This window comes from Streptomyces sp. NPDC047017, assembly GCF_040644175.1.
In the GTDB taxonomy this organism is placed as follows: Bacteria; Actinomycetota; Actinomycetes; order Streptomycetales; family Streptomycetaceae; genus Streptomyces.
Window position 1 is genome coordinate 256,208 of sequence record NZ_JBEYVW010000008.1, and the last position, 22,662, is coordinate 278,869.

The following is a 22,662-nucleotide window of genomic DNA, read 5'->3' on the forward strand; positions in this document are numbered from 1 at the left end:
AAGGGACCTGACTCATGGGAGCCCAGCTCCGGGTCTACAAGCGTCGCATCCGATCCGTCACCGCGACCAAGAAGATCACCAAGGCGATGGAGATGATCGCCGCCTCGCGCGTCGTCAAGGCGCAGCGCAAGGTGGCGGCCTCCACGCCGTACGCGCAGGAACTGACCCGCGCGGTCACGGCGGTCGGCACCGGTTCGAACACGAAGCACCCGCTGACCACGGAGGCGGAGAACCCGACCCGTGCCGCGGTCCTGCTCCTGACGAGCGACCGCGGTCTGGCCGGCGCCTTCAACTCCAACGCCATCAAGGCGGCGGAGCAGCTGACCGAGCGCCTGGAGCGCGAGGGCAAGCAGGTCGACACGTACATCGTCGGCCGGCGCGGTGTCGCCCACTACAACTTCCGCGAGCGCACGATCGTGGAGTCGTTCACGGGCTTCACGGACGAGCCGACGTACGCGGACGCCAAGAAGGTGGCGGCACCGCTGATCGAGGCCATCGAGAAGGACACGGACGAGGGTGGTGTGGACGAACTCCACATCGTCTACACCGAATTCGTCTCGATGATGACGCAGACGGCGATCGACCCCCGGCTGCTTCCGCTGCGCCTCGAAGAGGTCGCGGCCGAGGCGGCGCCGAAGGGCGAGATCCTGCCGCTGTACGACTTCGAGCCCTCGGCGGAGGACGTCCTCGACGCCCTGCTGCCGCGCTATGTGGAGAGCCGCATCTACAACGCGCTGCTCCAGTCGGCCGCTTCGAAGCACGCCGCCACGCGGCGCGCGATGAAGTCGGCCACCGACAACGCGGGCGAGCTGATCAACACGCTCTCCCGTCTTGCCAACGCGGCCCGCCAGGCCGAAATCACCCAGGAAATCAGCGAGATCGTCGGTGGCGCGAGCGCACTGGCCGACGCGACCGCGGGGAGTGACAACTAATGACCACCACTGTTGAGCCGACCGCTGCGTCGGGCGTGGCCACCGGCCGCGTCGCGCGGGTCATCGGCCCGGTCGTCGACGTGGAGTTCCCCGTCGACGCGATGCCGGACATCTACAACGCGCTGCACGTCGAGGTCTCCGACCCGGCGAACGCGGGCGAGAAGAAGACCCTGACCCTGGAGGTCGCCCAGCACCTGGGTGACGGCCTGGTCCGGACGATCTCCATGCAGCCCACCGACGGCCTGGTCCGCCAGGCCACCGTCACGGACACCGGCGACGGCATCACCGTCCCGGTCGGTGACTTCACCAAGGGCAAGGTGTTCAACACCCTCGGTGAGGTGCTGAACGTCGACGAGCAGTACACGGGCGAGCGCTGGTCCATCCACCGCAAGGCCCCGCGCTTCGACGAGCTAGAGTCGAAGACCGAGATGTTCGAGACCGGCGTCAAGGTCATCGACCTGCTGACCCCGTACGTCAAGGGCGGCAAGATCGGTCTGTTCGGCGGCGCCGGCGTCGGCAAGACGGTGCTCATCCAGGAGATGATCTACCGCGTCGCCAACAACCACGACGGTGTCTCCGTGTTCGCCGGTGTCGGTGAGCGCACCCGTGAGGGCAACGACCTCATCGAGGAGATGTCCGACTCGGGCGTCATCGACAAGACCGCGCTGGTCTTCGGCCAGATGGACGAGCCCCCGGGCACCCGTCTGCGCGTCGCGCTGGCCGGCCTCACCATGGCCGAGTACTTCCGTGACGTCCAGAAGCAGGACGTGCTGTTCTTCATCGACAACATCTTCCGCTTCACGCAGGCCGGTTCCGAGGTCTCCACGCTGCTCGGCCGCATGCCGTCCGCGGTGGGCTACCAGCCGAACCTGGCCGACGAGATGGGCCTCCTCCAGGAGCGCATCACCTCGACCCGCGGTCACTCGATCACCTCGATGCAGGCGATCTACGTCCCCGCCGACGACCTGACCGACCCGGCCCCGGCGACCACCTTCGCCCACCTCGACGCGACGACGGTGCTCTCCCGTCCGATCTCCGAGAAGGGCATCTACCCGGCCGTGGACCCGCTGGACTCGACGTCCCGGATCCTGGACCCCCGCTACATCGCGGCGGACCACTACAACGCGGCCATGCGGGTGAAGAACATCCTGCAGAAGTACAAGGACCTGCAGGACATCATCGCGATCCTCGGTATCGACGAGCTGGGCGAGGAGGACAAGCTCGTCGTCCACCGTGCCCGTCGCGTGGAGCGCTTCCTGTCCCAGAACACCCACGTCGCCAAGCAGTTCACCGGCGTCGACGGGTCGGACGTCCCGCTGGAGGAGTCGATCGCGGCGTTCAACGCGATCTGCGACGGCGAGTACGACCACTTCCCGGAGCAGGCGTTCTTCATGTGCGGTGGTCTTGAGGACCTCAAGAACAACGCCAAGGAGCTGGGCGTCTCCTGAGCCTTCGGCTCACTGTGAGCCACCCGGTTCACACCCGAGGGGGCGGGCGCGTCCCGCCCCCTCGGCCACGCCTACTAGAATTGACCCCAACACCCGGCACCCCTGCCGGGTGGTGACCCGAGGAGCCACTCTTGGCTGCTGAGCTGCACGTCGAGCTGGTCGCCGCCGACCGCCAGGTCTGGTCCGGCGAGGCCACCCTGGTCGTCGCGCGCACCACGTCCGGCGACATCGGCGTCATGCCCGGTCACCAGCCGCTGCTCGGTGTGCTGGAGTCGGGCCCGGTGACCATCCGTACGAGTGAAGGCAGGACGGTCGTCGCCGCGGTGCACGGCGGCTTCGTCTCGTTCGCCGACAACAAGCTGTCGCTGCTGGCGGAGGTCGCCGAGCTGTCGGACGAGATCGACGTCCAGCGCACCGAGCGGGATCTGGAGCGGGCGAAGGCGGAGGGCGACGCCCACGCCGAGCGCCGCGCGGACGTCCGCCTGCGCGCTGCGGCGGCGGCACGCTGACGCCGGGCGCACCACCCTCCGGGCCGTCCGGGCGCGGGGGATACGTGCGATGACATCACTCAGCCGCGGCTGGCACCGGAGCGATCCGGTACCAGCCGCGGCTGCGGTGGATGCGGGTGTTTTTTCCGTTCCATTACCTAGTTCCCTTACCTAGGAGACGAGGAGGTCGGTGCCGATGGTCCTCGCTCTGACTGTGTGCTCGGTCGTGGTCGCGCTCGTGGTGGTGGGACTGTTCGTCTTCGGGCTGCGGCGCCGGCTCATCCAGCGCTCCGGCGGCACCTTCGACTGCAGCCTGCGCTGGGACGTGCCGGAGAAGACCGACACCAGCGGCAAGGGCTGGAGCTACGGGGTCGCCCGCTACAACGGCGACCGTGTGGAGTGGTACCGCGTCTTCTCCTACGCCCCGCGCCCCCGGCGCACCCTGGAGCGCTCCTCGATCGAGGTGGCCGGCCGCCGGCTGCCCGAGGGCGAGGAGGAACTCGCCCTGCTCTCCGACGCGATGATCCTCACCTGCCTGCACCGCGGTGTCCGCCTGGAACTGGCGATGAGCGAGGACGCGCTGACCGGTTTCCTCGCCTGGCTGGAGGCGGCCCCGCCCGGCCAGCGGGTGAACGTCGCCTAGAGCGGCTCTCCTTCATGCCGAGGCTCCCCCGGTCCGCCGACCGGGGGAGCCTCGGTGTCCCGCCCTGTGGTTACAGGCCGGTGCTGAGGGCGTTCACCAGTTCACCGTCGCTGGTGTCACCGCTGAACTCCCAGAAGAACGCGCCGCCGAGGCCCTGGCTGTCGGCCCAGGCCATCTTCGACTTGATGGTGGCCGGGGTGTCGTAGGACCACCAGTTGCCGCCGCAGTGCGCGTACGCGGTGCCGGCGATGGTGCCGGTGACGGGGCAGCTGCTCTTGAGGACCTTGTAGTCCTCGATGCCCGCCTCGTAGGTGCCGGGCGCCGCGCCGGTCGCCGTGCCGCCGGGGGCGTCCTGGGTGACGCCGGTCCAGCCGCGGCCGTAGAAGCCGATGCCGATGAGCAGCTTCTTGGCGGGCACGCCCTGGGCCTTGTACTTGGCCATCGCGTCGGCGGTGGTGAAGCCGGCCTTCGGGATGCCGGGGTACGAGGTGAGCGGGGAGTGCGGGGCGGTGGGGCCCTTCGCGTCCCAGGCGCCGAAGAAGTCGTACGTCATCACGTTGTACCAGTCGACGTACTGCGAGGCGCCGGCGTAGTCGGTGTGGTCGACCTTGCCGCCGGCCGAGCCGTCCGCCGAGGTGGCGGCGGTGATCAGGGCGGAGGAGCCGAACTTGGCGCGCAGCGCGGCCATCAGGTTCTTGAAGGCGTCCGGGCCGCTGGTGTCGCAGGTGAGGCCGCAGTCGTTGGGGTACTCCCAGTCGATGTCGATGCCGTCGAAGACGTCGGCCCAGCGCGGGTCGTGCACCAGGTCGTAGCAGGACTGGGCGAAGGCCGCCGGGTTCTTGGCCGCGTCACCGAAGCCGCCGGACCAGGTCCAGCCGCCGAAGGACCACAGGATCTTGAGGTTCGGGTACTTGGCCTTCAGCTCGCGCAGCTGGTTGAAGTTGCCGCGCAGCGGCTGGTCCCAGGTGTCGGCGACGCCGCTGACGGACTGGTCGGCGGTGAACGCCTTGTCGTAGTCGGCGTAGGAGTCGCCGATCGCGCACTTGCCGCCGGTGACGTTGCCGAAGGCGTAGTTGATGTGCGTGATCTTCGCGGCGGAGCCGGAGGTCACCAGGTTCTTGACGTTGTAGTTGCGGCCGTAGATGCCCCACTCGGTGAAGTAGCCGAGCTTGACCTTGTCACCGCCGCCACCGGGCGGGGGCGTGGTGCCGCCGCCGGTGGTGTGCACGGCGGCCGGGGCACTGGCCGGACCGGTCTGGTCGGCGGTGTCGCGGGCCTGGACGCTGTAGGAGTAGTCGGTGCCCGCGGTCAGGCCGCTGTCCGTGTACGAGGTCGTCGTCACGGTGGCGATCTTCTTGCCGTCGCGCAGGACGTCGTAGTTCTTGACACCCTTGTCGTCGGTGGCCGCGCTCCAGGAGAGCTTCACCGAGGTGTCGGTGACGGCGGAGGCGGTGGGGGTGCCCGGCGCGGTGGGCGGGGTGTCGCCGGGGACGGTCGGGCCGCCGTCGCAGCTGCCGCCGTTGAGCTTGCAGCCGGAGGGGGAGCCGGGTCCGGCGCCGTTGAAACCGAAGGAGACGGAGGCGCCCGGGGCGATGGTGCCGTTCCAGCCGGCGTTCTTGGCGGTCCAGTGGTCACCGGAGTTGGTGACCGTGGCGTCCCAGGCCGAGCTGACCTTGGTGCCGGAGGGGAAGTCCCACTCCACGGTCCAGGAGCTGAGCGCCGCGGAGCCGGTGTTCTTGACGGTCCACTGGCCGCCGAAACCGGTTCCCCAGTCACTGGTCTTGGTGAAGGTGGCGGTGGCCGTGGACCCGGCGTCGGCCGCCGCGTGGGCGGGGTCGGCGAGGCCGACCAGGCCGGCCATGGGGAGCAACAGGGTCGCGAACCCTGCCGCAACTCTGTGTGTGAAGCGCATGCGCGCCTCCTTGTCGGGGGAGGATTGTCAGGGGCATGACTGAGCCTTCATGCCCTGCAGTGCTGCGAGAGTAGAAAGGTCTGGACCAGAGGTCAATAGGTCTGGACCACTGCATCCGACGGTTCGGCTATATCCCCAACTCCTGTGCCAGTACGGCTGCTTGGACTCGACTGCGCAGCTCCAGCTTGCCCAGCAGGCGGCTGACGTGCGTCTTCACCGTGGCCTCCGCCATCGTCAGCCGCAGCGCGATCTCCGCGTTGGACAGCCCCTCACCCAGACACGAGAGCACCTCGTGTTCCCGCCGCGTCAGGGACTCCAGCCCGGCCGGAGCGGCCCTCGGCTCCCGGGCCGGCCACGCCGCGAACTCGGCGATCAGCCGCCGGGTGACGGCGGGCGCGATCAGCCCCTCCCCACCGGCCACCGTCCGCACTGCCGTCAGCAGGTCCCGCGCCTCCGTGTCCTTCAGCAGGAAGCCGGCGGCTCCGGCCCGCAGCGCCCCGAACACATACGCGTCCAGGTCGAAGGTGGTCAGCACCAGTACGTCGGCCAGGTGCTCGCCGGTCACGATGCGGGTCGCCGACACCCCGTCCAGGCGAGGCATCTGCACGTCCATCAGCACCACGTCCGGCCGCAGCTCCCGGGCCAGCTCCACCGCCCGCTCACCGTCCGCCGCCTCGCCCACCACCTCGATGTCGGGCGCGCTGTCCAGGATCAGGACCAGCCCGGCACGGACGGCGGACTGGTCCTCGGCCACCAGGACTCGGATCACGCGGGCCACGCGGGGCCTCCTTCGGGTTCGGGGCCGGATTCGGGCTCGGGTTCGGGCTTGGGCTTGGGCTCAGATCCGGCTTCGGATTCGGTGAGGGGCAGGGCCGCGCACACCGTCCAGCGGTCGTCCCCGGGACCTGCCGCGAACGTGCCGCCCAGCAGGACGGCCCGCTCCCGCATCCCGATCAGGCCGGCGCCGGAGCCCGGCGCACGCGGGGCGCCGCCGTCGCCGTACGGGCTGCTCACGCGGACGCGCAGGGCGGTGCCGTACTCCTGGACGGTGACTTCCGTGCGGCCGCCGGAGCCGTGCTTGAGCGCGTTGGTCAGCGACTCCTGCACGATCCGGTACGCGGCCAGCTCGACCGGGGCCGGAACGGCGCCGTGATCGGCCCGGAGGACGACATCGAGCCCGGCCGCGCGGGCGCCGGAGACCAGCGCGTCCAGGCCGTCCAGGGTGGGGGTCGCGGCGGGCGCGGGCGCCGCGGAGCCCGCGCGCAGGATCCCGATCAGCCGGCGCATCTCCGCCAGGCCCTCGACGCTGTTCTCCCGGATCACCGTCAGCGCCCGCCGGGTGGTCGCCGGGTCGTCCAGCGAGAGGGCAGCGGTGGAGTGGACGGCGATGGCCGACAGGTGGTTGGCGACCATGTCGTGCAACTCCCTCGCCATCCGCACCCGTTCGGCGGTGACGGCCTGCGAGCGGTCCAGCTCGGCCAGCCGCGCGGTCTGTTCGGCGCGCTGCCGGGCCGCCGCGGCGGCCTCCCGGTGGTCGCGCACGATCCACCCGGTGGCCGCCGGACCGAAGGTCACGATGCCCACCAGGACACCGACCAGCACCGCCTCGGGCACCCGCCACACGGCCGGCGGCACCAGCGTCCCGGTCACCGTGACCAGTCCGGCCGCCCACAGCACCCGGCGCGCGGTGGCCGCCGAGGCGTACAGCACGGCCGCGTACACGAGGTCGGTGAACATCAGGACGGTGGCCAGGCTGCCCTGGGTGACGGTGTCGGCGGCCAGCGCGGCGGTACCCGCGAGCAGGGCACTACGGGGCCGGACGCGGCGCAGTACCTCGCACCCGGCCGTCACGGCGAGCGGCAGCAACAGCGGCCAGTGACCCGGCCACAGCACGAGCGGGTCGGCCGGCGTCCGGGTGCCCAGGCCGAGTCCCCACAGCAGCAGTCCGCCGCACAGCCCGGCCAGCGCGATCCGCACGTCGTCGCGGTGCGGGCGGGCGAGTCGCAGGGCCATGCGCCCATCCAACACGCCGCGGTGGCCGGCCGCGTGCTCCCGCGGAATGGTCCGCGCCCACCCCGGCGTACACCGAAGGATGCAGCCGCACCTCGTCACCGCCGACGACGCGACGGCCCCGGCCCGCCGCGACGCTGGAGGGGAGCGAGAGGGGCAACCGTGATCGTCGCACTGATCGTCGCCTGCGAGGTCGGCTTCTGGGTGCTGCTGGCGGCGGGCCTGGCCGTGCGCTACCTGCTGGAGTGGCGCCGTACGAGCGTGGCGCTGCTGCTGGCCGAGCCGCTGCTCGAAGTGGTGCTGTTCGCCGCCACCGCCGTCGACCTGAAGCACGGCGCCCGGCCCGGCTGGGAACACGGCCTGGCCGCCCTGTACATCGGTTTCACCGTCGCCTACGGGCACCTGACCGTCAGCCGGCTCGACGCCCACGCCGCCCACCGCCTGGGCGGCGCCCCGCGTCCGCCGAGACCGCCCCGTCACGGCCTCGCCCGCGCCCGTCACGAGGGCCGCCTGTGGCTGCGCACGCTGCTCGCCTCGGCCGTCGCCCTCGCCCTGCTCCAGACGGCCATCTGGTACGTCGGCGACGGCGCGGGCACCGGGCCGCTCAGGGCCTGGCAGTGGACGGCGCTGCGGATCACCGCCGTTCACGGGCTGATCGCGCTCACCTACCTGGTCTTCCCCAAGTCCCCGAAGAAGCAGCAGCCGGCCGAGGCGGAACGCACGGGTGGGGGCCGTACCCTGACCGGGCGGTGAGGAGGGCACGGATGACACAGCCGGGGCGGGCCGGGGCGGTATTGGTCGTCGACGACGACGCGGCGATACGCCGGTCGCTGGAACGCGGCCTCAGACTCAGCGGGTTCACGGTGCGCGCCGCCGCCGACGGCGCCGGGGCCCTGGCCGCGCTCGCCGGGGACGAACCCCCCGACGTGCTGGTCCTGGACGTGTCGATGCCCGGCATGAGCGGCATCGAGGTGTGCGCCCGGCTGCGCGCGCGGGGCGAGGACCTGCCCGTGCTGATGCTCTCCGCGCTCGACGAGACCGCCGACCGCATCGCCGGGCTCCAGGCCGGCGGTGACGACTACCTCGTCAAGCCCTTCGCCCTCCAGGAACTGGTGCTGCGCCTGCACGCCCTGCTGCGCCGCCGGCCGCCGGCCGGCCGGGAGACCGTACGGGCGGCCGATCTGGTGATCGATCCGGCCGCCCGGACCGCCGAGCGCGCCGGCCGGAGCCTGGAGCTGACCCGGCGCGAGTTCGAACTCCTCGAAGTGCTCGCCCGCAACGCCGGGCTGGTCCTCACCCGCGACCAGCTCCTGGACCGCGTATGGGGCTACGACTTCGACGTGCGCACCGACGCCGTCGACACCTTCGTCAGCTATCTGCGGCGCAAACTGGAGGCGGACGGGCGGCCCCGGCTGATCCACACCGTGCGCGGCGTCGGCTTCGTGCTGCGGGAGACGCCGTGAGACTGTCCACCCGGATCGGCCTCGCCGTCGGCTGCACCGTACCGCTGCTGGTGGCCGCCTCCGGCTGGCTGCTGCTGCACCTCGTCGCCCGGGACCTGCACCAGGTCGAGGACCAGCACCTGCGTCGGCGGGCCGCGGCGATCGCCCCGGACGCCCGCGCCCTGCTGCGGGCCACCGCGGGCGACCGCACCAAGGCCGCCGACACCCGGCAGCGGCAGCTGTTCAGCGCCGCCCTGGACGTCGGCGTCCGGGTGACCGGCGACGGCACGGTGTTCAGCGGCGGGCCGCAGCCGGACGCGGCCGTCCGGCTGCCCGCCTCCGCCGACCGCCCGGTCACCGTGCGCTCCGGCGGACGCGGCTGGCGCGTGCTGTCCCGGCCGGTCGGCGGCCCGGACGCCGCCGGCACCCTGTGGGTGTTCTCGCCCGACACCGCCGACCGCGCCCAACTGCGCGCGGTACGGCGGCGGGTGGTGCTGACCGCGCTGCTCGCCGCGCCGCTGTCCGGAGTGCTCGCCTGGGGCCTGGCCGCCGGCGCGGGCGCCCCGCTGCGCCGCCTCACCCGCCGCACCGCCGGACTCGACCCGCGGGTGAGCGCCGCCCGCCCCGAGCACCGGCCCACCGGCGTCACCGAGGTCGACGAACTGGCCGCGACCGTCCGTACCGTCCTCGCCCGCTACGACGAACAGGCGGCCCGCACCGCCCAGGCCCTGGACACCGCCCGCTCCTTCTCCGCCGCCGCCGCGCACGAACTGCGCACCCCGCTGATGAGCATGGGCACCAACCTCGACATCCTCGCCGCCCACCCCGGCCTGCCCGCCGCCGACCGCGACGAGGTCCTCACCGACCTGCGGCACGAGCACGCCCGGCTGCTCGGCCTGCTGGTGACGCTGCGCGAGCTGGGCCGCGGGGATCTGGTGGAGGCGGAGGCGTTCGGCACCGTGGACCTGGCCGAGGTGGCCGGCGCCGCCCTCGCCGAGGCCGCCCGGCGGGCCCCGGACGCCGTGCTCGCCCTCGACGCCCCCGCCGGGCTCACCGTGCACGGCTGGGAGCCCGGCCTGCGGCTGCTCCTGGACAACCTGCTCGCCAACGCCCTCGCCCACGGCCGCGACCCGCACGGCCGTACCCGCGTGGGCCTGCGGATCGCGGCGGCCGGCGAGCAGGTGGTGATCACGGTGGACGACCACGGGCCGGGCGTGCCGCCCGAGGAACGGGAGAAGGTCTTCGAACGGTTCCGGCGCGGCCCGCACAGCGCGGGCTCCGGGCTCGGCCTCACCCTGGTCGCCCAGCAGGCGGCCCTGCACCGCGGTGAGGTGGCCGCCGGCGACGCGCCGGGCGGCGCCGGGGCGCGCTTCACGGTACGGCTGCCCCGCGGCGGCGGTGGCGAGCTGCCCGGCCGCCGCGACTGGCTGATCACGGCCGCCGCGACCGGTGGCGGGGACCGGTCACAAGATTTTCCCAAGAACCGTCCCTAGCGTTCCCCGCGCCACGGCCGGCCGGCCGCGGCGACGACGGACGGACCGGAAGGGACGGACAGCACATGGACGTACGACGAGGGACACGCACGCTGCTGGCGGGACTGGCCGTGACGGCGGTCCTCGCGGGCACCACCGGTGCCGCCGCGGCGGCCGACAGCACCCCCGCGCCCGGCCCCACCGGCGACGGCGCGCACGCGCTGTGCAAGCGGGTCCCGCAACTGGACCGGCGCATCGCCCGCGCCCTGAAGCGGCTGGACGCCGGCGCCGGTACCCGCGGCTCGGTCTCCCGGCTGCAGAAGCGCGTCGACAACGCCAAGAAGGCGGGCGACAGCGCGGTCGCCACCTACCTCCAGGACCGGCTCGACCACCGCAAGCAGCTCCGCACCGACCTGCAGCAGCGGCAGAAGGACCTCACCGCCGTCCACACCTGGTGCACGGCGCACGACAACGGCGCGAAGGCGAGCTGATGCGCGCCCGGCGGAACGCGGCCGGGGTCGCGGCGGCCCTGCTCACCGTCCTCCTCGCGGCCGGCTGCGCCCAGCACGGCGACGCGGCCGGGACCGGGTCCGGCTCCGGCCCCGCCTCCGGAGGGAAGACCGCACCGACCGCCGCACCGACCGCGTCCGCGCCTGCCGGGACGGACCCGGGCTACGACCGGATCCGCCAGAAGGTGGCCGCGGTCGAGTCCGCCGCGGCCGCGGCCGACCAGGACGCGGCCGACGACGGGAACCGCTGAGGCGGTACGGGACGGGGCCGGGCGGGCGGCTTCGGCCGAGCCGACAGGGGCGGATGGCGGGTGCGGATGGCGGGTGCGGCCCGTCCGGCGACGAGGCGGCCGGACGGCCCGCCCCCGCCGGGAGTGCCGGATCGGTGCCGCCCGGGGACCGCGCCGAACGAGGACCCGCGCCGGGCGCTCGCCCGGCACTGCCGGACGGCCCGCATCCACCGAGGTGCCGGATCGGTGCCGGCCGGCGTCGGCGCCGCATGGGACCGTGCCGGGCAGGGATCCACGCGGGGCGCCCGCCCGTCATCTCAGGGCGACCCGCGCCCGCTGGGGTGTCGGGTCGGGGCCGCCCAGGATCGCGCCGGGCTGGGGCCTTCGCCGGGCGCCTGCCCGTCACCGCCGGACGGGTCACACCCGTCGGGAGTGTCGGGGCGGGGCTGCCCGGACCGTGCCGCGCAGGGAGCCGTGCCGGGGCGGGGCTGCCCGGACCGCGCCGGGCAGGGAGCCGTGCCGGGGCGGCCGCTCAGCACTGCCGGACGGCCTGCGCCCGCTGGGGTGTCGGGTCGGGGCCGCCCGGGATCGGGCCGGGCGGGGGCCTTCGCCGGGCGCTCGCCCGTCACCGCCGGACAGCCCGCGCCCGCCGGGGTGCCGAGGCGTGACCGCCCGGACCGCGCCGGGCAGCGACCCTCGCCGGGCGCCCGCCCGCCCGTCACCCGCGCCGCCGTCGCCCACGCCGGGCGGGCGACCGGAAGGCGTCGCCGGGCACGCGTCCGGCCGTGCCGGACCGGCCGCGCCCATCCGGCCGCCCCCGACCGGTCGTGCCCGGCGAGTGGACGGCGCCGAATGCCCGGCACCGCTCTCCCGGGCGAGTCACGGCGCCCGGCAGGGGGCCCCGGGCCGGTTCACGGCGCCGGACGGCGATGTCGGCTCAGCGTTCCCCGCCCGGTACCCACAGCACGTCGCCGTTCTCCTTGTTCGCTGTGCGGGCGAGGATGAACAGGAGGTCGGAGAGGCGGTTGAGGTAGGTGGCGGTGAGGGCGTTCATCGTCTCGCCGTGCGTCTCCAGGGCGGTCCAGGTGGAGCGCTCGGCCCGGCGGACCACCGTGCACGCCTGGTGCAGCAGGGCCGCGCCCGGGGTGCCGCCGGGCAGGATGAAGGAACGCAGCTTGTCCAGCTCGGCGTTGAAGCGGTCGCAGTCCGCCTCCAGCCGGTCGATGTAGGACTGCTCGACCCGCAGCGGCGGGAACTCCGGCTCCGCCACCACCGGCGTGGCCAGGTCCGCGCCCACGTCGAACAGGTCGTTCTGCACACGGGTGAGGACCTTGACGATCTCCGCGTCCAGGCCGCCCAGCGCGATCGCCGTGCCGAGCACCGCGTTCGCCTCGTTGGTGTCGGCGTACGCCGAGATCCGCAGGTCGGTCTTGGCGACCCGGCTCATGTCGCCGAGGGCGGTGGTGCCCTTGTCCCCGGTCCTGGTGTAGATGCGCGTGAGGTTGACCATGCGGCCAAGCGTAGTTACGCCCCGGCCGTGCGGAACACCCGTGTGCCCACCGTCAGGGACAGCGCCGTGAACGCGACGGCCACCAGGACGCCGTACAGCATGTGCGCGCTGGTGTACTCGCCCACGTACGCGTCGCGCACCGCGTCCACCAGATAGCGGAACGGCACGAAGTGCGAGAGCACGTCCAGCCACGCCGGTGCCAGGCTCATCGGGAGCATCAGCCCGGACAGCAGCATCGACGGCATCGACACCGCGTTGATCAGCGGGCCGAACTGCTGCGGGGTGGTGACCTTCATCCCGATCGCGTACGACAGCGAGGCCAGCGACAGCGTGAGCAGGGCGACGAAGCCGAAACCGATGAGCACGCCCGCCAGCGGCGCGCGCAGCCCCATCACGACCGCCGCCAGCACCAGCAGCACCGCCTGGAAGACGAAGACGGTGGTGTCGCGCAGCGCCCGGCCCAGCAGCAGGGCGAGCCGGCTGACCGGGGTCACCCGCATCCGCTCCACCACCCCCTGCCCCTTCTCGACGATGACCATGAATCCGGCGAACAGGGCGCCGAACAGGCCGAGCTGGAGCAGCAGCCCCGGCACGAGCACCTGCCAGGAGCTGCCCCGGCCGCCCAGCGGCAGACCGGTGAGCAGCGGCCCGAAGAAGAGCAGGTACAGCAGCGGCGTGAGCACGCCGAAGAGCAGCGCCATCCGGGAGCGCAGGGACTGGCGCAGATAGCGGCCGTAGACGAGGGCCGTGTCGTGGAGCAGCATGACGGTTCCTGGGGGTGTGGATGGTGTGGATGGTTCCTGGGGGGTGTGGGAGCGGGCCGGCCCGGGTCAGACGGCGACCGGGGCGGAATCGGCCGGGGCGGGGCCGCGGCCGGTGACGGCGAGGAAGGTGTCCTGGAGCGAGGCGTCGATCGAGCCGCCGTGCGCCAGCTTGAGCGCGCTCGGCGTTCCGTCCGCGACGACCACGCCCCCGTCGACGATGACGAGCCGGTCGGAGAGGGCGTCGGCCTCGTCGAGGTAGTGGGTGGTCAGGAAGACGGTCGTGCCGTGCTCGTCGCGCAGCCGCCGCACCAGCTCCCACAGGGCGGCCCGGCTGCCGGGGTCCAGGCCGGTGGTCGGCTCGTCGAGGAAGAGCACGCGCGGGCGGTGGGTGAGGGCCAGCGCGATGTCCAGGCGGCGGCGCTGGCCCCCGGAGAGCGCGGCGGTCCTGCGGTCGAGCAGCTCGGTGAGGTCCAGTTCGTGGGCCAGTTCCGCGGCGCGCGCGACCGCCCGCGGCTTCGGCAGGCGGTACAGGCGGCCCTGGGTGACCAGCTCCTCCCGCACGGTGATCTGGCAGTCGACGCCGCCGGACTGCGCGACGTAACCGCAGGCCCGCCGCACGCCGGCCGGGTCGGTCGCCAGGTCGCGGCCCGCGACCGTGGCCGCGCCGCCGGTCGGCGCGAGCAGCGTGGTGAGCATCCGCAGGGTGGTCGTCTTGCCGGCGCCGTTGGGTCCGAGGAAGCCGAGGATCTCGCCCTCGCGGACGGTGAGGTCGATGCCGCGCACGGCGTGGACCGGGCCGCGCTTGGCCGGGAAGGTGCGGGCCAGTCCGGCCGCGCTGATGACGGGTGCTGTCATACGGCCCAGAAAAACAGAGTCCCTGAAATTTTGCAATGCCTCCAAAATTACGTAGGCACCAGCGAAGCGGCTGGGCGGGCTAGGATCGAGCCATGGCAGAGGGGCTCAGGGAGCGGAAGAAACGGCAGACCAGGCAGTACATCTCGGACGTGGCCACCGGCCTGTTCCTGGAGCGCGGCTTCGACGCCGTCACGGTCGCGGAGGTCGCCGAGGCGGCGAACGTCTCCGTCAACACCGTCTACAACTACTTCCCGGCCAAGGAGGACCTCTTCCTCGACCGCTCCGGCGGCGTCGTCGACCGGCTGGCCCGCTGGGTGCGCGCCCGGGACACGGGCGAGTCCGCCGCCCGGGCCGTCCTGCGCGAACTGCGCGGCGAGGTCGAGGCCGTCTCGCCGCGCATCGGCCTGTTCCCGGGCTACGCCCCCTTCATGCGGGTGATCGAGGCCGCCCCCGCGCTGCGCTCCCGGCTGTGGGCCGTCGGCCAGGAGGTGCAGGCCGTCCTGGAGCAGGCGCTGCGGGAGGAGACCGGCGCGGGCGAGGACGACCCGCTGCCGGGCCTGATGGCCGGTCAGCTCGGCTGGGTCCACAGCACCGTCATGGCCGTCGTCGGCCGCGAGATGCTCAAGGGCCGCCGCCCCGACGAGGTCTCCCGCGAGGTGCTGGACCTCCTCGACGACATCGAGGACCTGTTGGGCGAGAAGGTCCTCAACTACGCCGTCCGAGGCCACCGGTGACCCTCGCCGGTGTGATGTCCGTCAATTGAGACGTGACGCGCGTTACTTACCGGTCACACAGCGCCGCGCGAGCGCTAGTGTCCGCCGAAGGCATACGTAAACAGCGTGAAAGCCGTTCTTCAGTCGCTCGCGCAGGCGCCTGCGCAGTCGTTCACAAGGGGAGTCGGAGTGGCACGGAAGCTCGCCGTCATCGGGGCCGGTCTCATGGGGGCCGGCATCGCCCAGGTCTCCGCCCAGGCGGGCTGGGACGTCGTCCTGCGGGACGTCACCGACGAGGCGCTCAGGCGTGGCACCGACGGCATCAAGGCGTCCTACGACAAGTTCGTGGGCAAGGGCAAGCTCGCGGCCGAGGACGCCGAGGCCGCCCTGGCCCGGATCACCGCGACCACCGACCTGGACGCGGTGGCCGACGCGGACATCGTCGTCGAGGCCGTCTTCGAGAAGCTGGAGATCAAGCACGAGATCTTCCGCACCCTCGACAAGCTGGTCCGCGAGGACACCGTGCTCGCCTCCAACACCTCCGCCATCCCGATCACCAAGATCGCGGCCGCGACGGAGCGCCCCGAGCGCGTCGTCGGTGTGCACTTCTTCTCGCCGGTGCCGATGATGCGGCTCGTCGAACTCGTCCGCGGCTACAAGACCAGCGACGAAGCCCTCGCCATCGCACGGGAGTTCGCCGAGTCCGTCGGCAAGACCTGCGTCGTCGTCAACCGCGACGTGGCCGGCTTCGTCACCACCCGGCTCATCACCGCCCTCGTCGTCGAGGCGACCAAGCTGTACGAGTCGGGCGTCGCCACCGCCGAGGACATCGACCTGGCCTGCAAGCTCGGCTTCGGCCACGCCATGGGTCCGCTCGCCACCGCCGACCTCACCGGCGTCGACATCCTGCTGCACGCCGCCGGCAACATCTACACCGAGACCCAGGACGAGAAGTTCGCCCCGCCGGAGCTGATGCGCCGGATGGTTGACGCCGGTGACATCGGGCGCAAGAGCGGGCAGGGCTTCTACAAGCACTGAAACCGGGAGAACGGCACCGAGTTCACCCTTCGGGGTGAATTCGGCACCGGTTCGCTCACCGGCGGCAACCGCACCGCCACAGCAGCAGTCAGACGTTGCACAGCCAACCGTCAAACGGAGCACGCCACCGCAGTCACGGGGAGCGCATATGTACATCAGGGGCGACCACGCCGGAGTGGTCGTCGGGGGCCGCCTCGACGTCCGCAGCGCGGCGGACGCCCGTACGGTCCTGCACTCGGCCGTGGACGACGGCATCGGAGACCTGGTCCTGGACCTGTCCGAACTCGACTCCTGGGACGCCACCGGACTCGGTGTGATCATGGGCGTCCACCGGCGCGCCGGCCGCTGCGGCCGGCGGCTCGTGCTGCGCGGCGTACCGACCCAGATGCAGCGCCTGTTGGTGGCCACCCGGCTGCACCGCATCCTCGCCATCGAGGGCGGCATCGGCGTCGAGTCCCTGCCGCGCGTCTGAACCCCTGCCCCGTTCCCACCGTTCCCCGTTCCTGTTCCCCTTTCCGTTCCCGTTCCCGGACGAAGCGGGCGACGCGGACGACGTGGAGACACGCAGACGCGGGCCGGCACCGGCGCACCGCGGACCGGCTCAATGCGGACCGGAGCAATCCGGATGAGACCGTGACGTCCCGGACCGCCGGGCACCCCGGGCTGTCCTGGATACTGTGACAAGGTTTAGGGTTCGGTCGCCCGCTGCCTCGCGACCCGCGGGCGGGCCCGGACCGGGAGCGACAGCGCGGTGTGCGGCGCACGGCCCGGCGGGCCGGCACAGCAGCACACGATGCCTCTGGGGGGCTTGGAACCGATGGAACCCATGGACCCGACCATCCGGGAGCCCGAGGACATGGACCCCGAAGACGACGGCCACACGCCGGGCCGCCGCCCGCACCGCGACGGCCTCCCGTCCGACTTCCCGCCGGCCCGCACGGTCCGCCTGGTCACCGGCGACTTCCTGCTCACCGTCAACCCGGTCGACGGCAGCGAGATCGAGGCCTGCCCGCCCGGCGAGCTGCCCGCCCCGCCGCGCCGGTACACCGCGGCCGAACGCGCCGAGGCCGACCGCGCCGCCAAGCCGCCCGTCCCGCCAGGACCGGCCCCGTCCGTGCAGCCCCTCCTGGAACGCCAGGACGAACGCGAACGGCTGGTACGGCTGCTCGCCCGCGGCCGCTCCGTACGCCTGACCGGACCCGGCGGCTCCGGCCGCACCAGCCTCCTCGACCTCGTCGCCCAGGACTGCGCCGCTCTCGCCCCCGACGGCGTGGTCCGCCTCAACGGCAGCCGCCGCACCGTCGGCGACCTGCTGTACGACCTCTTCCGCGCCGTGCACAGCGCCCCCCTGCACCGCCCCGGCCGCGACGAACTGCGTGCCCACGTCCAGGAGATCGGCGCGGTCGTCGTCCTGGACGACATCGAGTTCGGCGGCGCCGCCCTGGACGAACTGCTCGACGCCACCCCCGAGTGCGCCTTCCTGCTCGCCGCCACCCCGGACGTGCCCGCGCCGTCCGACGACTCCGCCGTCGAGGAGGTCTTCCTCGGCGGCCTCGGCCGGGCCGCCGGCATCGCACTCATCGAGCGCGGCGCCGGCCGGGCCCTCACCGAGGAGGAGGCCAACTGGGCCGGCGACCTCTGGTTCGAGTCCGAGGGCCTGCCCCTGCGGTTCGTCCAGGCCGGCGCCCTGCTGCGCCGGCGCGACCGGCTGCGGGCCGGTACCGGCGCCGTCGAGGAGTTCGGCGTCTTCGCGGACGCGCCGCCGCTGGACGCCGCCCCGGGCGGCGAAGGCGACGAGGTACCCCTGCCCCCGCTCGGGGACGCCGCCGCGCCCGCCCCGCTGCTCGCCTCCCGGCTCAGCTCCTCCGCCCGCGCCACCCTGCGCTTCGCCGTCGCGCTCGGCGGCGAGGTGCCCCACCAGGCCCATCTGCCCGCGCTGGTCGGTGACACCCACGCCGACGCCGCCCTCGGGGAACTGGCGGCCTGCGGCCTGGTCTCCCCGGCCGGCTCCCGCTACCGGCTCGCCGCCGGGGTGCTCACCCAGCTGGAGGCCGCCGGCTACGCCGACGACGCCCTGGAGCAGGCCCGCACCGCCGCCCGGCACTACACCTGGTGGGCCGGCCACCCCTCGGTGGCCCCCGAGCGGGTCGGCGCCGAGGCCGACGCCGTGCTCGCCGCGCTGGCCGTCCTGGTCCCGTCGGCCGCCCCGGCCGCCGGCGACGAGGAGGACAGCGCCGTACGGCTCGCCCGCACGGCCGCGCCCGCCTTCGCCGCCGGGCTCAACTGGGGTGCCTGGGAGCGGGCCCTGCGCTTCGGCACCGAGGCGTCCCGGCTGGCCGGGGAGGTCGCCCAGCAGGCGTACTTCCACCACGAACTGGGCGTCCTCGCGCTCTGCGGCGGCTTGCTGGACCGGGCCCGCACCGAGCTGGAGGCGTCCATCGGGCTGCGCGGCGCGCTCGCCGACAAGCGCGGCACCGTCGCCGGCCGCCGCGCCCTCGCCCTGGTCACCGATCGCTCCGGTACGCCACCGGGCCCCGGCGCCGTGGCGGCCCTCGGCGCGCTGCCGGGGGAGGAGGCGCCGGACGCCCGCCCGCAGGAGTCCGCCGCGCCCTCCGACGCCACCCCGGCCCCCTTCCCGGCGCTCCTGCCGCCCGCCGCCGACGTCTCCTCGACCCTGGTCACCTACCGGCCCACGACCTCGGGCGTGCCGAACGTCTCCCACAGCCCCGCAGCCGGACCCGGGTCCGCGCGCGGTCACGGACCGTCCACGTCGTCCCCGGGCACCCCGGCCAGGCACCGGCTCGGCGCCATCAAGGGGTTCGCCCGGCGCAACCTCGTGGCGGCCGGCGCGGGCGCGCTGCTCGCGGCCGTCCTCGGCACCGTGGTGACGCTCGGCGCCACCAGCCACAGCGACACCGACGACCCCTCCGGCAAGGTCGGCGTCCATCCCTCCGCCACCGAGGACTCCGGCGACGGCGGCGAGGGCACCGACACCCCGCGGCAGGGCCAGGACGACCACGGCACCGGCGGCGGGACCGGCACCACACCGAGCGGCCGGCCCGCCGACCCGGGCCCCGACGGCACCCCGGGCACCTCGGACGACCCGACACCGCCGGGCGCCACGGGCACGCCCTCACCGGGCACGAGCGCGACGAAGGGCACGGGCGGCGGGAAGGACGGGAGCGGGACTCCGCGTCCTACCGCGAGCACGACGAAGTCGGGTTCCCCGCAGCCGACGGGCTCCTCGTCCGGGAAGCCGTCGCCCACCCCCTCGGAGTCGCAGTCCACGACGACCGCGCCCGCCCCCACCGACACGACGAGCCCTTCCACCTCCGGCTCCGGCTCCGCCAGCCATTCCGCCTCCGGTACGCCCGCCGGGGACGGCGGTTCGGCGAGCGCCCCCGTGGGCGGCGCCGGTGACGGCTCCCCGGGCAGCGCCGGCGGCGGGCGGATCTGAGGTCGGCGAACGCGCGGAAACGCCGCGAGGCCCGGTTCCGTACCGTACGGAACCGGGCCTCGCGGCGTGTCGCGCGCCGCCGCGCTCAGATCAGAACAGCCGCAGCTTGTCGTCCTCGATGCCGCGCAGCGCGTCGTAGTCCAGCACCTGGCAGCCGATGCCGCGGTCGGTGGCGAGGACCCGGGCCTGCGGCTTGATCTCCTGGGCCGCGAAGATGCCGCGGACCGGGGCGAGATGGGGATCGCGGTTCAGCAGCTCCAGGTAGCGGGTGAGCTGCTCCACCCCGTCGATCTCGCCGCGCCGCTTGATCTCGATCGCGACCGTCTGGCCCTCGCCGTCCCGGCACAGGATGTCGACCGGGCCGATGGCCGTCATGTATTCGCGCCGGATGAGCGTGTAGCCGTCGCCGAGGGTGTCGATGCGGTCGGCGAGCAGTTCCTGGAGGTGCGCTTCCACGCCGTCCTTGATCAGCCCCGGGTCCACGCCGAGTTCGTGCGAGGAGTCGTGCAGGATCTCCTCCATCGTGATGATGAGCTTCTCGCCCGCTTTGTTGACGACGGTCCACACGCCCTCGTCGTCGCCCGCGCCCTCCTTCAGCGCGCACGGCGGCGACATCCAGTTCAGGGGCTTGTAGGCGCGGTCGTCCGCGTGGATCGAGACGCTGCCGTCGGCCTTGACCAGGATCAGACGGGGTGCCGACGGGAGGTGGGCGGTGAGCCGGCCGGCGTAGTCGACGGAGCACCGGGCAATGACGAGACGCATGGTCGGCAACGCTACTCGACACACCGGCCCGGACGCGATTCGCCCACCCCCGGCCCTCGCCACGACCCGCCGCCGGGACCGCCCCGCGACCACCCTCCGGCAGCCCCCGCGACCACCCCCGGCCCCACCCCGCGTCACCGCCCGGACGTCCCGCCCCCCGGACCGGGTGCCTCCGGCGGCCCCGTGGGGTCGTCCCACTTTCCCCTGGATCACCCCTGTTCACTTTTGGCCGATTGTGTACTCAACTCGACCTGTCGGTACGTGCATTCGCCTGGTGGGCCCTCGCTTCGTTGCCTACCGTAGGAACGGGTGGTCGCGATGTGTGTACTCACCGTGTTCGGTATCGCGAGCCCCTTTGTCTGTCCGGCAACCCCCGCTGTCCGGGGGTGCGAGAGGAGAACCCATGTCGCTCGACGTCTCACCGGCCCTACTCGAACAGGCCGAGCGAGGCGAGGTCGACGAAGCCGCCTTCGTCGACTGCGTCCGGACCTCCCTGCCCTACGCGTGGGAGATGATCAGCTCCCTGGTGGCCCAGCTGAAGGTGGACGGCGGAGCATTCGCCGACAACCAGACGCCTCCGCCGGACGAGCAGGCACGCGGTCAGCTGCTGCGTGCACTCGCGAGTGACGCGATACGCGGCGCGCTGCAGCGGCACTTCGGTGTACGGCTTGCCTTCCAGAACTGCCACCGGGTCGCGGTGTTCCCGCTGGACGCCTCGGTGGACGAGAGGCTGGCCAGGTTCACGTCCGTACGCGCCCAGCTGCTCAACCAGTCGCCGGAGCTGCGGGACTGCTGAGGGGGTAGTCGTCCGCTTGCCGCCCTGCCCGTGGGAGGTGCAGGAAGGCCGGGGCGGCAAGCCTTCCCCCGCTCGCGTGCTCAGGCGAGCTGGGGGAGCACCTCGGCACCCAGCCGTCGCACGTTCTCCTCGGTCGCCGCCAGGTCGCCGGAGCCCTCGACCAGCAGGGCGAACCGGGAGATGCCGGTGCGCTCGGCGGTCGCCGCGAGCCGGTCGGCGCAGCGGCGCGGGTCGCCCACGGGGTGCAGCCCGCAGAGCAGCTCGGTGTAGGCCAGCGGATCGCGCATCCGGCGGGTGCGGCCGTCCACCGTGACATGGGCGTCCAGTCCCTGTTTCAGCCAGCCCGGCATCGCCTTGAGCAGGGATTCCGCCGCGTCCGCTGACCGGTCCGCGATCTGGCAGACCCCGGCCGAGACATGCGCCGCGTCCCGGATCTCCTCGTCCGCGCGCCCGGCCTCCCGCGCGGTGCGCCGCCACAGGGCGACCATCTCGGCCTTCTCCTCGTCCCCGGCGTGCATCCCGAGCAGCATCGGCAGCCCGCGCTCGGCGGCCAGCCTGACACTGGCGGGGGAGGTGCAGGCGACGATCACCTCGGGCCCGGGGACCTCGGTCAGCGCCTGGGCGGGCTGCGGGACGACGGGGACCTCGCGGAAGCCGAAACGCGGACCCGAGGCCGACACCGAGGGCTCGCGCAGCCAGCGCAGCAGCAGGTCCAGGGAGTCCGGGAACCCGCTCTCGTACGCTTCCAGACCCGTCCCGAACACCTCCAGGTCCACCCAGGGGCCGCCGCGCCCGACGCCCAGTGTGAGGCGCCCGCCGCTGGTCACGTGCAGCAGCGCGGCCTGCTCGCCGAGCGCGACCGGGTGCACGGTGGGCAGCACGCTGACCGCCGTGCCCACCCGCAGGCGGCGGGTGCGGCCGAGCAGCAGCGCGGCCAGCGTGATGGCCGACGGGCACGTCCCGTACGGTACGAAGTGGTGCTCGGCCAGCCAGACCGCGTCCAGGCCGGCCTCCTCGGCGACCTCGGCCGTGCGGACCGCGCGGTGCAGCGCCTCGCCCTGGCCCTGCCCAGGGAACTGCGCCGCCAACACGAAACTTCCTACGCGCATCGCTTTCCTGCTTCCTCGGCTCCGACAGGGAGCTCCCCCACCGGGCATAACCGCACGACACGTGCCGAGGACACGGCCTGGCGAGGAGATTTCCGGATTGTCTGCGGAATCGGCCATTCTGCAGGGGGACTTGTGGGGGTTGGCCGTGATTCCGGTTCCTTGCGCGTACCCGCCCCGGCGCCGCGTACGCTGGGGAGACCCCGTCCTTCCGCAGACCCCGGTGAGGTGTCCCGTGTCCCCGCGTCGCAACCGCCCCAAGGGCCCCGGCTCGTCCGGCCGGAGCGCCGAGGACGACGCGGCCGGCCGCTACGGCGGCTGGCAGTCCACGGAGAGCTGGCAGGGCGAGGAGTGGAGCGTGCGCCATGTGGCGGGCGCGAGCGCGGTGGGCAAGACGTACCGCTGCCCCGGCTGCGACCAGCTGATCGGCCCGGGCGTCCCGCACGTGGTGGCCTGGCCCGAGTACGCCGGGGTGGACGACCGCCGGCACTGGCACAAGTCCTGCTGGAACGCGAAGGACCGCCGCACCACGCGGGTGCGGCGGTCCCGTGACGCGCCGAAGTTCTGAGCCCCCG

At 73.3% G+C, this 22,662-nt stretch carries 23 protein-coding genes; 15 read left to right on the top strand and 8 right to left on the bottom strand.

The features are described from left to right. The first annotated feature begins 14 nt into the window (after window positions 1-14). From ABZ858_RS16480 to ABZ858_RS16495, 4 genes are all read left to right on the top strand, one after another. The gene (locus ABZ858_RS16480) at window positions 15-932 is read left to right on the top strand and encodes a F0F1 ATP synthase subunit gamma (RefSeq protein WP_361377825.1); all 918 of its coding nucleotides are present in this window, start codon (window positions 15-17) and stop codon (window positions 930-932) included. Continuing rightward, window positions 932-2,380: a F0F1 ATP synthase subunit beta gene (atpD, locus tag ABZ858_RS16485; protein WP_361377828.1), complete on the top strand. Its 1,449-nt coding sequence runs from the start codon at window positions 932-934 to the stop codon at window positions 2,378-2,380. Before ABZ858_RS16480 ends, atpD begins: the two co-directional genes overlap by 1 nt. 131 nt (window positions 2,381-2,511) lie before the next feature. Further along, window positions 2,512-2,889, top strand: coding sequence for a F0F1 ATP synthase subunit epsilon (locus ABZ858_RS16490; RefSeq protein WP_361377831.1), 378 nt, complete (start codon window positions 2,512-2,514; stop codon window positions 2,887-2,889). Window positions 2,890-3,064: 175 nt separating this feature from the next. Further along, window positions 3,065-3,511: a DUF2550 domain-containing protein gene (locus ABZ858_RS16495; protein ID WP_361377834.1), complete on the top strand. Its 447-nt coding sequence runs from the start codon at window positions 3,065-3,067 to the stop codon at window positions 3,509-3,511. 70 nt (window positions 3,512-3,581) lie between these two features. On the opposite strand, the gene ABZ858_RS16500 is transcribed toward ABZ858_RS16495, so the two are convergent. The 3 genes from ABZ858_RS16500 to ABZ858_RS16510 all read right to left on the bottom strand — a co-directional run bounded on the left by ABZ858_RS16500 (window position 3,582) and on the right by ABZ858_RS16510 (window position 7,436). Next, entirely contained in the window at window positions 3,582-5,423 is a 1,842-nt protein-coding gene (locus ABZ858_RS16500; protein WP_361377837.1) for a glycoside hydrolase family 18 chitinase, read from the bottom strand. A gap of 127 nt (window positions 5,424-5,550) precedes the next feature. Next, window positions 5,551-6,192, bottom strand: a complete 642-nt coding sequence (locus tag ABZ858_RS16505) for a response regulator transcription factor (protein WP_361378041.1) — start codon at window positions 6,190-6,192, stop codon at window positions 5,551-5,553. After that, the gene (locus ABZ858_RS16510; protein WP_361377840.1) at window positions 6,189-7,436 is read right to left on the bottom strand and encodes a histidine kinase; all 1,248 of its coding nucleotides are present in this window, start codon (window positions 7,434-7,436) and stop codon (window positions 6,189-6,191) included. Before ABZ858_RS16510 ends, ABZ858_RS16505 begins: the two co-directional genes overlap by 4 nt. Before the next feature lie 159 nt (window positions 7,437-7,595). On the opposite strand from ABZ858_RS16510, the gene ABZ858_RS16515 reads away from it, so the two are divergent. From ABZ858_RS16515 to ABZ858_RS16535, 5 genes are all read left to right on the top strand, one after another. Continuing rightward, window positions 7,596-8,186, top strand: a complete 591-nt coding sequence (locus ABZ858_RS16515; RefSeq protein ID WP_361377843.1) for a hypothetical protein — start codon at window positions 7,596-7,598, stop codon at window positions 8,184-8,186. Window positions 8,187-8,197: 11 nt separating this feature from the next. Next, window positions 8,198-8,896: a response regulator transcription factor gene (locus ABZ858_RS16520; protein WP_361377846.1), complete on the top strand. Its 699-nt coding sequence runs from the start codon at window positions 8,198-8,200 to the stop codon at window positions 8,894-8,896. Continuing rightward, complete coding sequence (locus tag ABZ858_RS16525; RefSeq protein WP_361377849.1) at window positions 8,893-10,368, top strand: HAMP domain-containing sensor histidine kinase; 1,476 nt, start codon at window positions 8,893-8,895, stop codon at window positions 10,366-10,368. The genes ABZ858_RS16520 and ABZ858_RS16525 overlap by 4 nt, the downstream gene beginning before the upstream one ends. A gap of 65 nt (window positions 10,369-10,433) precedes the next feature. Next, complete coding sequence (locus ABZ858_RS16530; RefSeq protein WP_361377851.1) at window positions 10,434-10,838, top strand: hypothetical protein; 405 nt, start codon at window positions 10,434-10,436, stop codon at window positions 10,836-10,838. Then, entirely contained in the window at window positions 10,838-11,107 is a 270-nt protein-coding gene (locus tag ABZ858_RS16535) for a hypothetical protein (RefSeq protein WP_361377854.1), read from the top strand. The genes ABZ858_RS16530 and ABZ858_RS16535 overlap by 1 nt, the downstream gene beginning before the upstream one ends. 916 nt (window positions 11,108-12,023) lie before the next feature. Here the strand turns inward: ABZ858_RS16535 and ABZ858_RS16540 are convergent. The 3 genes from ABZ858_RS16540 to ABZ858_RS16550 form a co-directional block, all read right to left on the bottom strand. Next, window positions 12,024-12,596, bottom strand: a complete 573-nt coding sequence (locus tag ABZ858_RS16540) for a cob(I)yrinic acid a,c-diamide adenosyltransferase (RefSeq protein ID WP_361377856.1) — start codon at window positions 12,594-12,596, stop codon at window positions 12,024-12,026. Window positions 12,597-12,610: 14 nt separating this feature from the next. Further along, window positions 12,611-13,360, bottom strand: a complete 750-nt coding sequence (locus tag ABZ858_RS16545) for an ABC transporter permease (RefSeq protein WP_361377859.1) — start codon at window positions 13,358-13,360, stop codon at window positions 12,611-12,613. 66 nt (window positions 13,361-13,426) lie between these two features. After that, window positions 13,427-14,215, bottom strand: a complete 789-nt coding sequence (locus tag ABZ858_RS16550; protein WP_361377862.1) for an ATP-binding cassette domain-containing protein — start codon at window positions 14,213-14,215, stop codon at window positions 13,427-13,429. A gap of 92 nt (window positions 14,216-14,307) precedes the next feature. Here ABZ858_RS16550 and ABZ858_RS16555 point away from each other — a divergent pair, with 92 nt between their 5' ends. From ABZ858_RS16555 to ABZ858_RS16570, 4 genes are all read left to right on the top strand, one after another. Beyond that, on the top strand, window positions 14,308-14,949 hold the full coding sequence (locus tag ABZ858_RS16555) for a TetR/AcrR family transcriptional regulator (protein ID WP_361377865.1): 642 nt from the start codon (window positions 14,308-14,310) through the stop codon (window positions 14,947-14,949). A gap of 168 nt (window positions 14,950-15,117) precedes the next feature. Continuing rightward, on the top strand, window positions 15,118-15,966 hold the full coding sequence (locus ABZ858_RS16560; RefSeq protein ID WP_361377868.1) for a 3-hydroxyacyl-CoA dehydrogenase family protein: 849 nt from the start codon (window positions 15,118-15,120) through the stop codon (window positions 15,964-15,966). A 148-nt stretch (window positions 15,967-16,114) separates the two neighbouring features. Beyond that, window positions 16,115-16,438, top strand: coding sequence for an STAS domain-containing protein (locus ABZ858_RS16565; protein WP_361377871.1), 324 nt, complete (start codon window positions 16,115-16,117; stop codon window positions 16,436-16,438). Between the two features lie 354 nt (window positions 16,439-16,792). Continuing rightward, window positions 16,793-19,423, top strand: coding sequence for an ATP-binding protein (locus ABZ858_RS16570; protein ID WP_361377873.1), 2,631 nt, complete (start codon window positions 16,793-16,795; stop codon window positions 19,421-19,423). A gap of 90 nt (window positions 19,424-19,513) precedes the next feature. Here ABZ858_RS16570 and nucS read toward each other — a convergent pair whose 3' ends face one another. Beyond that, entirely contained in the window at window positions 19,514-20,185 is a 672-nt protein-coding gene (gene nucS / locus ABZ858_RS16575) for an endonuclease NucS (RefSeq protein WP_361377876.1), read from the bottom strand. A 403-nt stretch (window positions 20,186-20,588) separates the two neighbouring features. Between nucS and ABZ858_RS16580 the strand changes: the two genes are divergently transcribed. Further along, window positions 20,589-20,981, top strand: coding sequence for an SCO5389 family protein (locus ABZ858_RS16580; protein ID WP_361377879.1), 393 nt, complete (start codon window positions 20,589-20,591; stop codon window positions 20,979-20,981). A gap of 80 nt (window positions 20,982-21,061) precedes the next feature. Here ABZ858_RS16580 and ABZ858_RS16585 read toward each other — a convergent pair whose 3' ends face one another. After that, window positions 21,062-22,090 carry an LLM class flavin-dependent oxidoreductase gene (locus ABZ858_RS16585; protein WP_361377882.1) on the bottom strand — a complete coding sequence of 343 codons (1,029 nt, stop codon included), beginning with the start codon at window positions 22,088-22,090 and terminating at the stop codon, window positions 21,062-21,064. A gap of 232 nt (window positions 22,091-22,322) precedes the next feature. On the opposite strand from ABZ858_RS16585, the gene ABZ858_RS16590 reads away from it, so the two are divergent. Continuing rightward, window positions 22,323-22,655, top strand: coding sequence for an ATP/GTP-binding protein (locus tag ABZ858_RS16590; RefSeq protein WP_361377885.1), 333 nt, complete (start codon window positions 22,323-22,325; stop codon window positions 22,653-22,655). Window positions 22,656-22,662: the final 7 nt, after the last annotated feature.

Excerpts from the sequence above, each read along its gene's own strand:
- atpD (WP_361377828.1), top strand. The coding sequence starts at position 932 with ATGACCACCACTGTTGAGCCGACCGCTGCGTCGGGCGTGGCCACCGGC.
- ABZ858_RS16585 (WP_361377882.1), bottom strand. The coding sequence starts at position 22,090 with ATGCGCGTAGGAAGTTTCGTGTTGGCGGCGCAGTTCCCTGGGCAGGGC.
- ABZ858_RS16535 (WP_361377854.1), top strand. The coding sequence starts at position 10,838 with ATGCGCGCCCGGCGGAACGCGGCCGGGGTCGCGGCGGCCCTGCTCACC.
- ABZ858_RS16530 (WP_361377851.1), top strand. The coding sequence starts at position 10,434 with ATGGACGTACGACGAGGGACACGCACGCTGCTGGCGGGACTGGCCGTG.
- ABZ858_RS16500 (WP_361377837.1), bottom strand. The coding sequence starts at position 5,423 with ATGCGCTTCACACACAGAGTTGCGGCAGGGTTCGCGACCCTGTTGCTC.
- ABZ858_RS16580 (WP_361377879.1), top strand. The coding sequence starts at position 20,589 with ATGTCGCTCGACGTCTCACCGGCCCTACTCGAACAGGCCGAGCGAGGC.
- ABZ858_RS16545 (WP_361377859.1), bottom strand. The coding sequence starts at position 13,360 with ATGCTGCTCCACGACACGGCCCTCGTCTACGGCCGCTATCTGCGCCAG.
- ABZ858_RS16555 (WP_361377865.1), top strand. The coding sequence starts at position 14,308 with ATGGCAGAGGGGCTCAGGGAGCGGAAGAAACGGCAGACCAGGCAGTAC.
- ABZ858_RS16565 (WP_361377871.1), top strand. The coding sequence starts at position 16,115 with ATGTACATCAGGGGCGACCACGCCGGAGTGGTCGTCGGGGGCCGCCTC.
- ABZ858_RS16480 (WP_361377825.1), top strand. The coding sequence starts at position 15 with ATGGGAGCCCAGCTCCGGGTCTACAAGCGTCGCATCCGATCCGTCACC.
- ABZ858_RS16495 (WP_361377834.1), top strand. The coding sequence starts at position 3,065 with ATGGTCCTCGCTCTGACTGTGTGCTCGGTCGTGGTCGCGCTCGTGGTG.
- ABZ858_RS16520 (WP_361377846.1), top strand. The coding sequence starts at position 8,198 with ATGACACAGCCGGGGCGGGCCGGGGCGGTATTGGTCGTCGACGACGAC.
- ABZ858_RS16570 (WP_361377873.1), top strand. The coding sequence starts at position 16,793 with ATGGACCCGACCATCCGGGAGCCCGAGGACATGGACCCCGAAGACGAC.
- ABZ858_RS16540 (WP_361377856.1), bottom strand. The coding sequence starts at position 12,596 with ATGGTCAACCTCACGCGCATCTACACCAGGACCGGGGACAAGGGCACC.
- ABZ858_RS16510 (WP_361377840.1), bottom strand. The coding sequence starts at position 7,436 with ATGGCCCTGCGACTCGCCCGCCCGCACCGCGACGACGTGCGGATCGCG.
- ABZ858_RS16550 (WP_361377862.1), bottom strand. The coding sequence starts at position 14,215 with ATGACAGCACCCGTCATCAGCGCGGCCGGACTGGCCCGCACCTTCCCG.
- nucS (WP_361377876.1), bottom strand. The coding sequence starts at position 20,185 with ATGCGTCTCGTCATTGCCCGGTGCTCCGTCGACTACGCCGGCCGGCTC.